This is a genomic window from Campylobacter sp. US33a, assembly GCF_004378855.1.
Taxonomy (GTDB): domain Bacteria; phylum Campylobacterota; class Campylobacteria; order Campylobacterales; family Campylobacteraceae; genus Campylobacter_D.
Genome location: NZ_RYYL01000009.1, coordinates 1 through 13,498, shown reverse-complemented (window position 1 = coordinate 13,498; position 13,498 = coordinate 1). Strand labels below are relative to the sequence as shown.

12 protein-coding genes are annotated in these 13,498 nt (G+C 30.5%); 10 read left to right on the top strand and 2 right to left on the bottom strand.

Going from position 1 to position 13,498, the window contains the following annotated elements; translation table 11 throughout:
• Nucleotides 1-5 precede the first annotated feature (5 nt).
• Nucleotides 6-974: a DNA polymerase III subunit delta gene (gene holA / locus ELQ16_RS07610; protein ID WP_134238957.1), complete on the bottom strand. Its 969-nt coding sequence runs from the start codon at nt 972-974 to the stop codon at nt 6-8.
• On the bottom strand, nt 967-2,907 hold the full coding sequence (locus tag ELQ16_RS07605) for a ribonuclease R family protein (protein ID WP_134238956.1): 1,941 nt from the start codon (nt 2,905-2,907) through the stop codon (nt 967-969). Before ELQ16_RS07605 ends, holA begins: the two co-directional genes overlap by 8 nt.
• A 145-nt stretch (nt 2,908-3,052) precedes the next feature.
• On the opposite strand from ELQ16_RS07605, the gene ilvC reads away from it, so the two are divergent.
• From ilvC to ELQ16_RS07560, 10 genes are all read left to right on the top strand, one after another.
• Entirely contained in the window at nt 3,053-4,075 is a 1,023-nt protein-coding gene (ilvC, locus tag ELQ16_RS07600) for a ketol-acid reductoisomerase (protein ID WP_134238955.1), read from the top strand.
• Nucleotide 4,076: 1 nt separating this feature from the next.
• The gene (locus tag ELQ16_RS07595; protein ID WP_243832613.1) at nt 4,077-5,096 is read left to right on the top strand and encodes a divergent polysaccharide deacetylase family protein; all 1,020 of its coding nucleotides are present in this window, start codon (nt 4,077-4,079) and stop codon (nt 5,094-5,096) included.
• Nucleotides 5,086-5,865: a DNA-processing protein DprA gene (locus ELQ16_RS07590; protein ID WP_134238953.1), complete on the top strand. Its 780-nt coding sequence runs from the start codon at nt 5,086-5,088 to the stop codon at nt 5,863-5,865. The genes ELQ16_RS07595 and ELQ16_RS07590 overlap by 11 nt, the downstream gene beginning before the upstream one ends.
• Nucleotides 5,862-6,248 carry a Holliday junction resolvase RuvX gene (gene ruvX, locus ELQ16_RS07585; protein WP_134238952.1) on the top strand — a complete coding sequence of 129 codons (387 nt, stop codon included), beginning with the start codon at nt 5,862-5,864 and terminating at the stop codon, nt 6,246-6,248. The genes ELQ16_RS07590 and ruvX overlap by 4 nt, the downstream gene beginning before the upstream one ends.
• The gene (locus ELQ16_RS07580; RefSeq protein ID WP_134238951.1) at nt 6,235-7,134 is read left to right on the top strand and encodes an RsmB/NOP family class I SAM-dependent RNA methyltransferase; all 900 of its coding nucleotides are present in this window, start codon (nt 6,235-6,237) and stop codon (nt 7,132-7,134) included. The genes ruvX and ELQ16_RS07580 overlap by 14 nt, the downstream gene beginning before the upstream one ends.
• Nucleotides 7,135-7,392: 258 nt before the next feature.
• Nucleotides 7,393-8,370: an agmatine deiminase family protein gene (locus ELQ16_RS07575; protein ID WP_134238950.1), complete on the top strand. Its 978-nt coding sequence runs from the start codon at nt 7,393-7,395 to the stop codon at nt 8,368-8,370.
• The gene (locus tag ELQ16_RS07570; protein ID WP_134238949.1) at nt 8,367-9,254 is read left to right on the top strand and encodes a cation diffusion facilitator family transporter; all 888 of its coding nucleotides are present in this window, start codon (nt 8,367-8,369) and stop codon (nt 9,252-9,254) included. Before ELQ16_RS07575 ends, ELQ16_RS07570 begins: the two co-directional genes overlap by 4 nt.
• On the top strand, nt 9,251-10,123 hold the full coding sequence (locus ELQ16_RS07565) for an N-carbamoylputrescine amidohydrolase (RefSeq protein WP_134238948.1): 873 nt from the start codon (nt 9,251-9,253) through the stop codon (nt 10,121-10,123). Before ELQ16_RS07570 ends, ELQ16_RS07565 begins: the two co-directional genes overlap by 4 nt.
• A gap of 102 nt (nt 10,124-10,225) precedes the next feature.
• Nucleotides 10,226-10,378: a hypothetical protein gene (locus ELQ16_RS10040; protein ID WP_166739673.1), complete on the top strand. Its 153-nt coding sequence runs from the start codon at nt 10,226-10,228 to the stop codon at nt 10,376-10,378.
• 349 nt (nt 10,379-10,727) lie between these two features.
• Nucleotides 10,728-13,163 carry an autotransporter outer membrane beta-barrel domain-containing protein gene (locus tag ELQ16_RS07560; RefSeq protein WP_134238947.1) on the top strand — a complete coding sequence of 812 codons (2,436 nt, stop codon included), beginning with the start codon at nt 10,728-10,730 and terminating at the stop codon, nt 13,161-13,163.
• Nucleotides 13,164-13,498: the final 335 nt, after the last annotated feature.

Below are 13,498 nucleotides of genomic sequence, written 5' to 3'. Positions count from 1 at the left end.
AAATTTTATTTTGTTTTTAGAATTTGTGAAAGCTTTAATAAAGTCGCGATTAAAAATTCTTTTTTGGAAAGTTTTGAATTATTTTTTAACTCATATTCACTTTCGAGCAATAGAGTAAAAATTTGTTGATATTGAGAAATTTTAATTCCAAAGGCTTGCAGTTCTAGTTTTTTAGCTACTTGTGCTGGAGGTGTATAACCAAGTAATTCTTTAAAATCCATTTTCCCATGAATTTTTGCATATAAAGCGATTTTAAAAAGACGATAAAAGTTAGTATTTAAAGAATTAATTAAGGCAATTTCATTAAAACTGTCTAAAATTTTTTCAAGATCTGTGTTAATATTTTTGCCTTGTAAAAGTTTTTCAAAAAACATTTCAAAGCCTACTACGCTTAAGCTGAAACAATATTTCTCTATGGTTTTTTCATCGATGCTTAAATCTTGAAATTTATTAAGCTCACTAGCGGCTAAATATAAATTTTCATCAAAGTTTGAAAAAAGAGCAAATAAAGCATTTTGGGTGATTTCTATGTTTAATTCTTTGGCTTTCATAGCTAAAAGCTCTACACCTTCTTTAGCGTTATTTGCTTTAAAAAATCTTACAAAATTATTTTCAAAAATCTTTTCTATATCGCTTTGCTTGGAGCTTTCATCATAAAGTTCTAAAAGTAGAAAATTATCTTGATTTTGTTTGCAAAGTTCTATGAGAATTTTTAGCTCTTTGCTAGGAATTTTTTTATTGGTTTTGATTTCTAAAAGTTTTTTTTCACTAAAAAGCGATCCGCCACTTAAAAAATCACTCACGCGAGAAAAATTATACTCTTCAAAAAAGATTTTTAAAGTCTCATCAGTATTCCATTTTTGTTTAATGAAATTAGCATAAAGTTCGCTTTGAAAATTATCTGCTCCATAAAGAAAGAAAAAATTTGGAAATTTATCTTTTAAAAGCAAGTTTTGTAGATCTTTTCTATACATTTTTTGCCTTTAAAGGATTTAAATTTTTTGTGATTTTAGCATAAATTTTTGCCATGATAATATCAGCTTCTATAATCTGCACTTCAACGCTTTGTAATAAATTTACTCGCGTATCATAAAGGATAATATCAGCGCCTTTAATTTCATCATCAAGTTTTGCTATGCAAATTCCATCATTTTGCACCACTAAAGCCTTGAATTTTTTGCCTATATTTTTTGCCGCCCATCTAGCAAATTTTCTATCCATAAAGTCATAAGCAACTTTATCTGCTTCTCTTTCAAGCGTGCTAAGACTTTCGCAAGTGCTTTGTATGTTTAAAAGCAAGTAGTTAAAAAGCTTATCATCTTTTTTTTGTTTGGCTTTTAAAAGTCTATGTAAAATAAGATCAGAATACCTTCTAATAGGGCTTGTAAAATGCGTATATTTATCAAATCCCAAGCCAAAATGTCCTGCATTTTCGCTAGAATACTCCGCTTTTTTTTGCGCTTTAATGATGAGTTTATCAACCTCTGCTCTTAAATTTAACTCATCAGCCAAAGCCTGGATATCGCGTATGAGTTCGGGTAAATTGGGTTTAAATTTCACATCAATTCCAAGTTCTAAAAGCTCATTTATTAGCTTGTCTATTTTTTTAGAATCTGCACTCAAGTGATTTCTAAAAACTCCTATATCGATAAGTTTTGCAGCGGCTTTATTGGCTAAAAGCATACAATCTTCTATTAAATTATGTGAAGGCGTATCTTTTTCAAAAACCGTGCTTTTTAGGCTTAAATTTTCATCCAAAGTCATTCTAAGCTCTTCAGTGCGAAATTCAAAAGCATTTTTAAGGCGATTTTTGCGTAAAATACTTGTGATTTTAAAAAGCTCATAAAGATACGAAAGCTCTGCTAAGTCAGGTTTTTTGACTAAAATTTCATCCACTTCATCATAATTAAAACGGCGTTTTGAGTTAATAATAGCTTCAAAAAGCTCTTCTTTTATGACTTTGCATTCATGATCAAGTGTGATTTTAAAACAATACGCCAAGCGATCCAAATTTGGCTTTAAAGAGCAAATGTTTTCACTTAAAGGACGTGGCAACATTGGGATAGCAATATGTGGAAAGTATATGGAAAATCCACGATTTCTAGCTTCTTTATCAATAGCACTATAAGCATAAACATACTCGCTTACATCAGCAATAGCTACATAAATTTCGCGTTTTTGTGTATCAAAATAAATCGCATCATCAAAATCTTTTGCATGGACTGGATCAATGGTGCAAAAAGCCAAATTTCTTAAATCTATACGATTTTCATACATGCTTGCATCTACACTATCGCCATTTGCCAAGGCTTCTTTGATGCAAGCGTCACTAAATTCACTATTTTTATTAAAAAGTGCAAGTGAAATTTTCTCATCCACACTTTCATCATCAATGTGTCCTAATACTTCTATGATGTTGTTATTTTCATTTTCTATTTTTAAAATAGTGCCTAAAGGTAGGGCTTTTAAAGATTTTTGAGAAGCTTTTAAAGCTGTGCTTAGTCCGGTTTTGATATTCATTCCAAGCACAGCTTCACCGTATTTTTTAGTGATAACCAAAGAAGTCTCATTGGCTCTTTTTAAGACTAAAACCACTTTTGCACTGGGGCGTTTTTTCTTTAAAGGTAAAAGTTTTACCGCAACTATATCTTTGTAATTTGCCCCTTTTAGATTTTTATTTTCTATGAGTAGATCTTTTTTAAAATTTTCGTCAAAGCATTCCAAAAAACCTATGCCTTTACTTGAAATATCAAGCACTCCAAAAGTATAGCCATTATTGATATAAAATTTATTTTTATATTCTTTTACGATATGATTTGCTATAAGTTCTCTTAAGATCTGCTTAAATTCATTATTGATTTGATTTGTATTAACGCCGTAATTTAGGCTATTTAAAAATTCTTTCATTGCAATAGTCTTTAATTAATGTGTAAAAATTTAAATTTTTATTTTAAAAAATATAATAATTGCATAAAGTTTATAAAAAAGATATGAAATTTATGCTTTTTATTTGTTATAATTTTTCAAAAAATTTTCAAAATTAGGAGTGATGATGGCTATAACTGTGTATTATGATAAAGATTGTGATTTAAATTTAATTAAATCAAAAAAAGTCGCAATGATAGGATTTGGTTCCCAAGGACACGCGCATGCTATGAATTTAAGAGATAATGGCGTTGAAGTGATTGTAGGCTTAAAAGAAGGTGGAGCAAGCTGGGCAAAAGCTAAAAATGCGGGCTTTGAAGTAAAAAGCGTGAGTGAGGCTTCAAAAGAGTGTGATCTTATCATGATATTAACTCCTGATGAATTACAAGCTGATATTTTTAATCATGAAATAAAGCCAAATTTAAGCGAAGGTAAGGCTATAGCTTTTGCACATGGTTTTAATATCCATTACGGACAAATTGTTGCTCCAAAAGGTATTGATGTGATTATGATAGCACCAAAAGCACCAGGGCACACAGTAAGAAATGAATTTGCTATCGGTGGTGGAACACCTTGTTTGATCGCTGTGCATCAAGATGAAAGCAAAAATGCTAAAAATTTAGCCCTAAGTTATGCAAGTGCGATTGGTGGGGGTAGAACAGGTATTATAGAAACGACTTTTAAAGCTGAAACAGAAACCGATCTTTTTGGTGAACAAGCGGTGCTTTGTGGTGGGCTTAGTGCGTTAATACAAGCGGGATTTGAAACCTTAGTCGAAGCAGGATATGAGCCTGAAATGGCTTATTTTGAGTGTTTGCATGAGATGAAATTAATTGTTGATTTGATTTATCAAGGTGGAATTGCTGATATGCGTTATTCTATCTCAAATACTGCAGAATACGGTGATTATATCACAGGGCCTAAAATTATCACCGAAGAAACTAAAAAGGCTATGAAAGGCGTTTTAAAAGATATACAAAATGGTGTTTTTGCTAAAGATTTTATACTAGAGCGTCGTGCAGGATATGCAAGAATGCATGCAGAACGCAAAAATATGAATGATTCTTTGATTGAAAAAACAGGACGCAATTTGCGTGCTATGATGCCTTGGATAGCGGCTAAAAAATTAATCGACAAAGATAAAAACTAATTTGTCAAGAATTTATCTTAAAAAAGGGCAGATAATTATTATCGCCCTTGTATTTATTGTCTTATTTGTATCTTTAGTTTATTTTGGCTATAAAAATAACAAAAATACCTTTACTATTAAAAGTGAATTTAATATCACTTATGAAAATAAACTTCCTGCAAAAGAACCAACTTGGCAGCAAAATAAACAAATCAGCGAAGCAAATTTTAGCGAATTTGAAAATGCAATTTTTGAGGATTTTAATTTAAGTGAAAATTTACAAAAAGATATCAGCAAAGATTTAAATGCTAGTGATTTAAATAATACCCTTGTTATTAAAGATCAAAATTCAAGTTTGCTAAAACCACAAAAGGATTCAAAAGTATCTCAAAAAGCAAAGCTTGTCATTATCATTGATGATATTGTGAGTTTTGAGCAGTTAAAAGATTTACAAGAAACAAAATTAAAACTCACGCCATCTTTAATGCCAAAAGATAAATCAAGACCAAGTAGTGCAGCTAAATTCGCAAAAAATTTGGACTTTTATATGGTGCATTTGCCTTTAGCGGCGATAAATTACGCAAATGAGGAAAAAGACACTTTATATCCACAAGATAGCGAGGAAAAAATCGAAAATAAAATACAGCAGATTAAAAAAGATTTTAAAAATATAAAGTATATTAACAATCACACCGGTAGTTTATTTACCAGTGATGAAAAGGCGATGAGAAAGCTTTTAAAGATTTTTAAAAAATATGATTTGATTTTTGTAGATTCTAAAACCATAGGAAAAAGCGTTACGACTAAGATTATTAAGGATTTTTCCCAACCGCTTATCCAAAGAGATGTGTTTTTAGATAATGAAGATAGTGTGGTTTATGTAAAAAAGCAACTTGAAAGTGCTGTAAAACTCGCACAAAAGAAAGGTTTTGCTATAGCTATAGCCCATCCTAGAAAAAATACTTTTAAGGCATTAAAGGAGAGTGAAAAATTGCTTAGAAAAGTGGAATTAGTGTATTTAAGTGAAATTTATGGCAAGTAAAATTTTAGCACAAGAATTATCAAACAGTCTTTTTTCTGCTTTGGATAAAAAGCCAAAGAATATCTATTATAAGGGGAATTTAGAGCTTTTGGATAAAAGAAAGGTTGCTATCATCGGCTCAAGAAAAATGAGTGTTTATACTAAAAATTGTGTTTTTGAATTGGCAAATTATCTAAAAATGGCTGATGTTTGCGTGGTAAGTGGCGGGGCTTTGGGTGTGGATATTGTGGCAAGTAAGGCTGCTATGCCATTAACGATCGGAATTTTTGCAAATGGGCTTGATAGAATTTATCCCAAAAGCAATGAAAATATAATTAATGAAATTTACACCAATGCTTTAGCCTTAAGTGAAAATGAAGATAGTTATATCCCAAAAAATTATGATTTTTTACTTAGAAACCGTTTGATTATTGCTTTAAGCGAAGCAGTAATTATTGCTCAAGCGGATTTAAAAAGTGGTTCTATGCAAAGCGCTAGACTTGCTTTAGAGATGAAAAAACCTTTATATGTTTTACCGCATAGGATTAATGAGAGTCGAGGCACAAATTCGCTCATAAAAGAAAGAAAAGCAGAATTAATAACTGATTTTAAAGATTTCGCCTCGTGTTTTGGGGATATAACAGAAAAGCCAAGTGATGAAATTTTAGAATTTTGTAAAAAGGGCGTGAGTGTGGATGAGGCTGTGGCGGTTTTTGGGCAAAAAATTTATGAATATGAACTCGAAAGGAAAATCGAAATTGATGGGGTTTATATAAAGGTTTTGATTTGAAAACTTTAGCTTTAGATGTAGGTTTAAAACGCATAGGAGTAGCGCTTTGCGTGGATGGAAAAATCGCTATTCCACTTGATGCCATTATGAGAAAAAATCGCAATCAAGCTGCAAAAGAAGTACAAGATTTAATCCAATTACACGAAATTTCTTCGCTTATTATAGGCATACCAAAAGGTGGATCAAGTGAAGAGGAGATGAGCAGACGCATTAAACATTTTGCGACTTTGCTTGAATTTAATGGTGAAATTCATTTTGTAGATGAAAGTATGACAAGTAGGGAAGCTCTGGAATTTGGAGTAATAAATACACGAAAAAAAGATGGCAGGCTTGATTCTTTGGCGGCTTTTATTATATTAAAGGAATTTCATGGCATTGTTTGATTTAAAAACTCATCTAGATGGACTTTATGATGAAAAGCAAGTTTTGGATATTTTGGAAAGTTTCGACAAACCTAAAGATATTTGCGTTTTTATCAATACTTTAAAAAGCAACGAATTGGATTTTGAAGAGCTTTTAAAACAAGTAGATATTGCTTTCGCTAAGCTTGATAAATATTGCTATAAAATCGATCATAAAGATAAAAATACTCTTACGAGATTAAAAGCTTTTGAACTTGGGTATTTTTATGTGCAAAATTACTCTTCTTATTTGTGCGCGAAAAATTTAAATGTCAAACCCAATGAAAGTGTTTTAGATATGTGTGCTGCGCCGGGTGGAAAGAGTATTAATTTGGCAAATTTTATGGAAAATCAAGGCTATTTAGCTTGTGTTGAAGCAAGCAAGGATCGATTTTTTGTTTTAAAGAAAAATTTGCAAAATTATGGAGTAAAAATTGCAAAGTGTTTTTTAAAAGATGCTAAGAGTATAGGCAAAATTTGTCCGTCAAAATTTGATAAAATTTTACTCGATGCGCCTTGTTCTACCTTTGCGAAATCAGGATTTTTAATACAAAAAAATCTTAAAGAAATCAAGCAAATTTCAAATTTACAAAAAAGATTATTAAACTCAGCACTAAAAGCTTTGAAGCAAGATGGGGAGTTAATTTATAGTACTTGCACTTTTACAAGATATGAGAATGAAGAAGTGCTTGAAAATGCTCTAAATGGAGAGATTAAAATTGAAATTTTAGATTTAAATTTGGATAAGATAGAAGCTGTAGCTGCTAAAAGTTCAGAATTTGATGCGTTAAAAAAAGCCAAAAGGATATTGCCAAATAATCTAAACGACGGCTTTTTTATATGCAAAATTAAAAAGAAATCACTGTAGGCATATTTAAGCTTAAAAAATTATAAAAATTTTTAGAATAAATTTTTAACTTAAAGTTCTATTTTATCGTATTTTAGATATAAAATCACATTGTGAAAAGGCTGTGAATAAAATGCAAAAATTTTGTAACTTAAATGAATGAATAATTTTTAACAAGTTTTAAATTTGTGGTTTTTATCTTAAAAAAATATGATTTTTAAAAAAATCATGCAAATAAAATGATACAATTATAATTTTATTATCAAAAAAGGTAGTTAAATGATAAAATCAATCCCTGAATGGAGTGAGCAAGAATGTTTAATGCTTTCTTTGCCTCACGAAAAAAGTGACTGGAAGCCATATTTAGATGAAATTTTACAAGGCTATAAAGAATTTATAAAAGCGGTTAGCGAGTTTCAAAAGGTGCTGCTTATAGCACCTAAAAAAAGCGATTTTGCTCCTTTTGAAAATATACCCAATGTGGAATTTTTTGTGTGTGATACAAATGATACTTGGATACGCGATTTTGGCGCAATCGATATTTTAGAAAATGGGTGCTTGAAAGCACTTGATTTTACTTTTAATGCTTGGGGAAATAAATTTCAAAGTCAGCTTGATAATGCGGTAAATTCTAAACTTTTTAAAGAAAAATTTAAAGAAGAGCTTAAGAAAATTGATTTGATTTTAGAAGGTGGAAGTATAGATTTTAATGGCGAAGGAGTGATGCTTACAAGCTCTCATTGTTTATTGAATGAAAACAGAAATTCTCATTTAAATAAAACACAAATTGATGAAAAATTGAAAGAAATCTTTGGTTTAAAGCAAATCATTTGGCTTGAAAATGGTTTTATAAAAGGTGATGATACTGATCATCATATTGATACTTTAGCAAGATTTATCACGCCAAATACCATAGCACACTGTATTTGCGAAGACGAAAAAGATGAGCATTATTTGCCTTTGCAAGAGATGAAAAAAGAGCTTGAAGAAACAGGTTTTAATTTAGTTGAACTTCCTTTACCAAAACCTTTGTATTATGAAAATCGCAGACTTGGAGCTACCTATGCAAATTTTGTTTTTATCAACAATGCCTTAATTGTGCCAACTTATAATGATGAAAAGGATAAAATTATTATACAAAGACTTAGCAAAGCCTTGCCAAATCGTAAAATCATAGGAGTTGATGCGAGAGTATTTTTACGCCAAAACGGCTCTTTGCACTGCTCTTGTCAAAATCGTTTTAAAGGACTAAGATGAGCTTGCAAAAAAATGCAACTATTATCGCAAGTGTTTGTGCGATTATTTTAGCTTGTGTGAAATTTATTGTGGGTTTAACAAGTGGTTCTGTAGCGGTGCTTTCTAGTGCAATTGATTCTTTAATGGACTTTGCTATTTCTGCTTTTAATTTCTTGGCTCTTAAAAAAAGTTCTCAAAAGGCAAATGAAAATTATAATTTTGGTTTTTCTAAAATAGAGGCCTTAATGGGCTTATTAGAGGGTGTTTTCATTGTTGGTGTGGGCATTTTTATCTTTTATGAAAGTATTTTAAAAATTTATTACAAAGAGCAAATCTCTGATTTAAATTCAAGTATTTATGTAATGGTTTTTGCTTTGGGGGTAACTTTTTTTCTTGTATTGTTTTTAAATTATGTAGCCAAAAAAACCAAAAGTTTAATTGTAGAAAGTGATGCTTTGCACTATAAGACAGATTTTTTAACTAATGCTTGCACCTTGGTGGCTTTGGTTTTAATTTATTTTACAAATTTACATATTATTGATGCCATTTTTGGAATTATTGTAAGCCTTTATACTGCATTTTCTGCTTTTAAAATTATTAAAAAAGCTTTAGCTTTTTTAATGGATGAAGCATTACCAAAAGAGCAAGTTGATGAAATTTGCGCTTTAATTTCTAAAAATTCAGAAGTTATTTCTTATCATGAATTAAAAACACGCAAAACTCCAAGTTGTAATTATTTAAGTGTTCATTTGGTGTTTTGTCCTATAATCTCGCTTTTGAATGCACATAAAATTTCAGATGAAATAGAAGAGAATATCCGTGCAATATTTAAAGATGAAAAATGGGACATACAAATCCATTTAGATCCTTATGATGATGAAGAAGAAGAAAGGCAAAGACAATGAAAATCGCTTTAATACAACAAAAATTTCATTCTACCAAAGAAAAAACCATAAAAAAAACTTGTGAATTTATAGAACAAGCAGCTAAGCAAGGAGCAGAGCTTGTTTGCTTAGGTGAGCTTCATCAGAGTGAGTATTTTTGCCAAAGTGAAAATGTGGATTTTTTTGATTTGGCAAATGATTATGAAAAAGATGTGGAATTTTGGGCGAATGTAGCTAAAAAAAATGGTGTGGTTTTGCTTACTTCACTTTTTGAAAAAAGAAGTGCAGGACTTTATCATAACACTGCTGTGGTATTTGAAAAAGATGGTACTATTGCGGGAAAATACCGCAAAATGCACATACCTGATGACCCTTGCTTTTATGAGAAATTTTATTTTACGCAGGGTGATTTGGGCTTTGAGCCAATCAATACAAGTTTAGGTAAGCTTGGTATACTCATTTGCTGGGATCAATGGTATCCTGAAGCAGCAAGACTTATGGCTTTAAAAGGAGCTGAAATTCTTATCTATCCTACAGCTATTGGTTGGTTTGATAAAGATGAGAATGATGAAAAGCAAAGACAACTCAATGCTTGGCTAGGAGTTCAAAAAGGCCATGCTATAGCGAATGGCCTGTATGTAGTGGCCGTAAATAGGGTGGGTTTTGAAAAGGACAAAAGCGGTGTAGAAGAAGGTATTAGATTTTGGGGAAATTCTTTTGTTTTTGGACCACAAGGAGAAGAAATTTGTATTTTGGATAGTGAAAATGAATGCGTAAAAATCATAGAAATCGATCAAAAAAGAAGCGAAAAAGTGCGTCGTTGGTGGCCATTTTTACGCGATAGGCGTATAGAATATTTTGGTGAACTAGCTAAGCGTTATATTGATTAAGCTTTTTAGAATCATTGTGTTTAAAGTGCTTTTTAAGTTTAAAATTAATAAACTTCAAATTAATTTTTTGTAATTAAAATATTTAAAATTAAAGGTTTGTTAATGAAAAAGAAATCGATAAAAAAGACTTGTTTGATATCTGCTATCACGGCAAGTATTTTAAGTCCTATTTATGCTTTTGAAATTGATGTAACAAGAGTAAATTCATCTGCTCAAGTAATGATGTCACAGGGGGGGGGGATGGAGCACTCATAATCCGCAAGATAATAACATAACCACAACAAATCCTTGCACGATAAATGATTGTATTTTAGATACAAGTAATATTACAGATGGAAAAATAGAGAATATTAATCTTACATACGAAGGAAATGGTGGAAGTATTGCTATTAATACTGACATTGTAGCTAAAATTGATGCTTATCATTATTATTTACAAGATTATAATTCTTTACTTTGGAATAAAGGGAATTTATCAAAGATTATAGTAAGCAAAGGTGTTACCTATGAACATATTGCGGGTGATGGTAACGCAAATCCTTATACTATAGTAAATGGCACAAAAGAAGGTGGTGATGATAGTGTTAATAAAGCAGTTATTGATTTGATTCAAAATGATGGAACTATAAAATTAAGCTCTCATACTTTTTTAAAAAATCATGATGATGGTGTAATAAATTCATTTGTCAATAATGGAAAAATAGAGCATATAAGCAATGGTCGTTCATATGCTTTAGATAATGATGGTGAAATTAAGGAGATAATAAACAATGGTGAAATTATTTATTCTAACAGTTTCAGTAGTGTTTCAATGATTCAAAACCAAAATGGTCATATTGGCAAAATAATTAACAACGGCACACTTCAGACGGATGCACCTTTTACAAATTTTGGCAATATTGATTTTATTATCAATAATGGCATAATCAATGCTACAGGCACAAGCAATGAACTTGGATTTTTTTCTACTTTTATAAATGTATACGGTGAGCCAATTGATAATTTTTTTAATAGCAAAGAAGGAAAGATTAATCTTAAAAATATGAATTTTATTTCATATTCTGGAAAGATGGAATCTTTCGTTAATGAAGGCCAAATTGATATAGATTACTCAGAAATCACATCAATTAATGACGGTTCTTCAACGGCTATATCTTTTAGTGGTGCAAAAGAATTTTACAATAATGGTTCTATTAATGTAGTGACATCTAAAAATATAGATAATGAATTTGGTGTTATTAATATTGATAGCATTGCCACATTTACTAATGATATTAACGGCATCATCTCCATCGACAAAGGTATAGCAGTGTATGCTAGCGACATCACCACCTTCACTAACTCAGGCATTATCTCTACAAATGAAGGCGAAGCAGTAAAAATAAAAAACATTGATACCTTCACCAACACAGGCACCATTAAATCAGACAATGGCTATGCAATCACTGTTGCAGCTGGAGCAAACATTGATAATCAAGGAGTATTGCAAGGCAGTATTGTGGCTTTACACTTACACGGTGATGGATCTTCAAGCACTACACCTTTTACAACAGAATTTAGCAACACAGGAGAATTAAAATTCAGTGCAGATAAAAATACAGGAGAAGGAGCTCATTTAGGTATAGCAAGTTATGGTACCCTAAATGTCAATAAATATAAACTAAGTATCACTCAAAGTGCTGAAGATTTTAATAATGCAAATAACAATAACTATAACATAGATAATAATAAATTAAATGATTTAGATAATACAGATAAACAATCTCACATCATAGTCCTAGGTCCTGATGCTGCAGGCGGACACCCTGATGCAGGCTGGAGTAGCATTAATTTTAAAGAAGGCAGTGTGTTTTTAGATATGGACTCCATGATTAAACAAGAAAGTTCTTTTAGACTTAATACTGTATATGATAGTAATTCTTTAGTCTTAGCCAATCAAAAAGATAACACCACAAATAACTTTGGAAAACTAGAAGCTGTAGGCGGAGAAGTGAATAATGGCAAAGGAATAGGCAGTGTGGATTTTATCTATCTTGATAATAATATCTATAAAGCAGAATATATCAAAGGAGATAATGCAGCAAGCGCAGACTTAGAAAGTGATTATAATGCTAAATTTAAAATCACAGCCGATACTTTAAATTCTAAAAGCTATGTTGCAGCTCAAGCTAGCACCTTAAGTCATATCAGAAGAAATTATATGATAGCTAATGTCATAGATGAAGAGATAAAGAATTTCAATCAAGATTATAAAAGTTTCATAAAAACTTATTATGTAGATGATAATTATGATTTAGCAAATAACAATGGCTCTTTAAAAGGTGATGGCTATGGTTTAATCCTTGGTTTAAATAAAAGAATAGCAGAAGATAAAATCCTAGGTTTTTATATGGGTTATGAAGATTTGTCTTTGGATAATACAATGAATCGCTTAAATATAAAAGATAAAGCCTTTTATGGTGGAGTGAATTATTATTTATCTTTAATGCAAGGAGAAGATGGAGATTTGTTTGCTAAAACACAAGCAAGACTTTCTTATACAGATTCAAAAATGCAAAGAACTTTAATCAGCTCGCAAGATAATAGCAATTATGACACTTTAAGCTATGGTGTGGCTTTTAGTTTAGGCTATGAGAAGAAAATTAATAATTTTATCCTTACTCCAAAAATGAGTTTAGCTTATGATAGATTAAATATTGATTCTTTCACCCTAGGTAATGAAAGGTATTCTAAAAACAATATCAATCTTTATACACTATCTCCTGCTCTTGAAGCCAGATATGACTTTAATGATAAAATGTATATTGCTGCAAATTTAGGAGTCAATATTAATTTAGATGATACTTATAATTCTGATTTTATGATTGAAAATATAAGATATAGCGATAGCTATGTTTTAGATGATTTTTATTATTTTAACAAGATTGATTTGGGTCTTAGACTTAGCAATAATACCGATATAGCTTTAGGCTATAATGGCATTTATTCAAATAGACTCACCTCTCATTCTGCTATGTTTAATATGAGATGGTGGTTTTAAATAGAAAAATGATAAAACACTCCTTATTTTAAGGAGTGTTTGTAATTCATTTGTGTTTAATGCTTAAATGGTTTTATGGGAAAATATTGTTTTTACTCCACTAAAATTGGATTTGATTTTCAAATAATCTTTTTATAATCTTTCTTGCTTTTGCTTTTGAATTTTTCGCTTCAATCTACTGTTTTTCATCATTATTTTCTTTTTTTTAAATAATCAACCTTCTTCAAATCATTGTTTGCATTTTTTTTAAATTTTCTTCATTTCAATTTCCATCTTTCAGTCCCAACCAAAAATTCAAATCATTTCTTTGATTATTTCTTTAATCATTTCTTTAT

Coding starts and splice junctions, on each gene's coding strand:
- ilvC (WP_134238955.1), top strand. CDS start 3,053: ATGGCTATAACTGTGTATTATGATAAAGATTGTGATTTAAATTTAATT.
- ELQ16_RS07565 (WP_134238948.1), top strand. CDS start 9,251: ATGAAAATCGCTTTAATACAACAAAAATTTCATTCTACCAAAGAAAAA.
- ELQ16_RS07570 (WP_134238949.1), top strand. CDS start 8,367: ATGAGCTTGCAAAAAAATGCAACTATTATCGCAAGTGTTTGTGCGATT.
- ELQ16_RS07590 (WP_134238953.1), top strand. CDS start 5,086: ATGGCAAGTAAAATTTTAGCACAAGAATTATCAAACAGTCTTTTTTCT.
- ELQ16_RS07605 (WP_134238956.1), bottom strand. CDS start 2,907: ATGAAAGAATTTTTAAATAGCCTAAATTACGGCGTTAATACAAATCAA.
- ELQ16_RS07575 (WP_134238950.1), top strand. CDS start 7,393: ATGATAAAATCAATCCCTGAATGGAGTGAGCAAGAATGTTTAATGCTT.
- ELQ16_RS10040 (WP_166739673.1), top strand. CDS start 10,226: ATGAAAAAGAAATCGATAAAAAAGACTTGTTTGATATCTGCTATCACG.
- holA (WP_134238957.1), bottom strand. CDS start 974: ATGTATAGAAAAGATCTACAAAACTTGCTTTTAAAAGATAAATTTCCA.
- ELQ16_RS07580 (WP_134238951.1), top strand. CDS start 6,235: ATGGCATTGTTTGATTTAAAAACTCATCTAGATGGACTTTATGATGAA.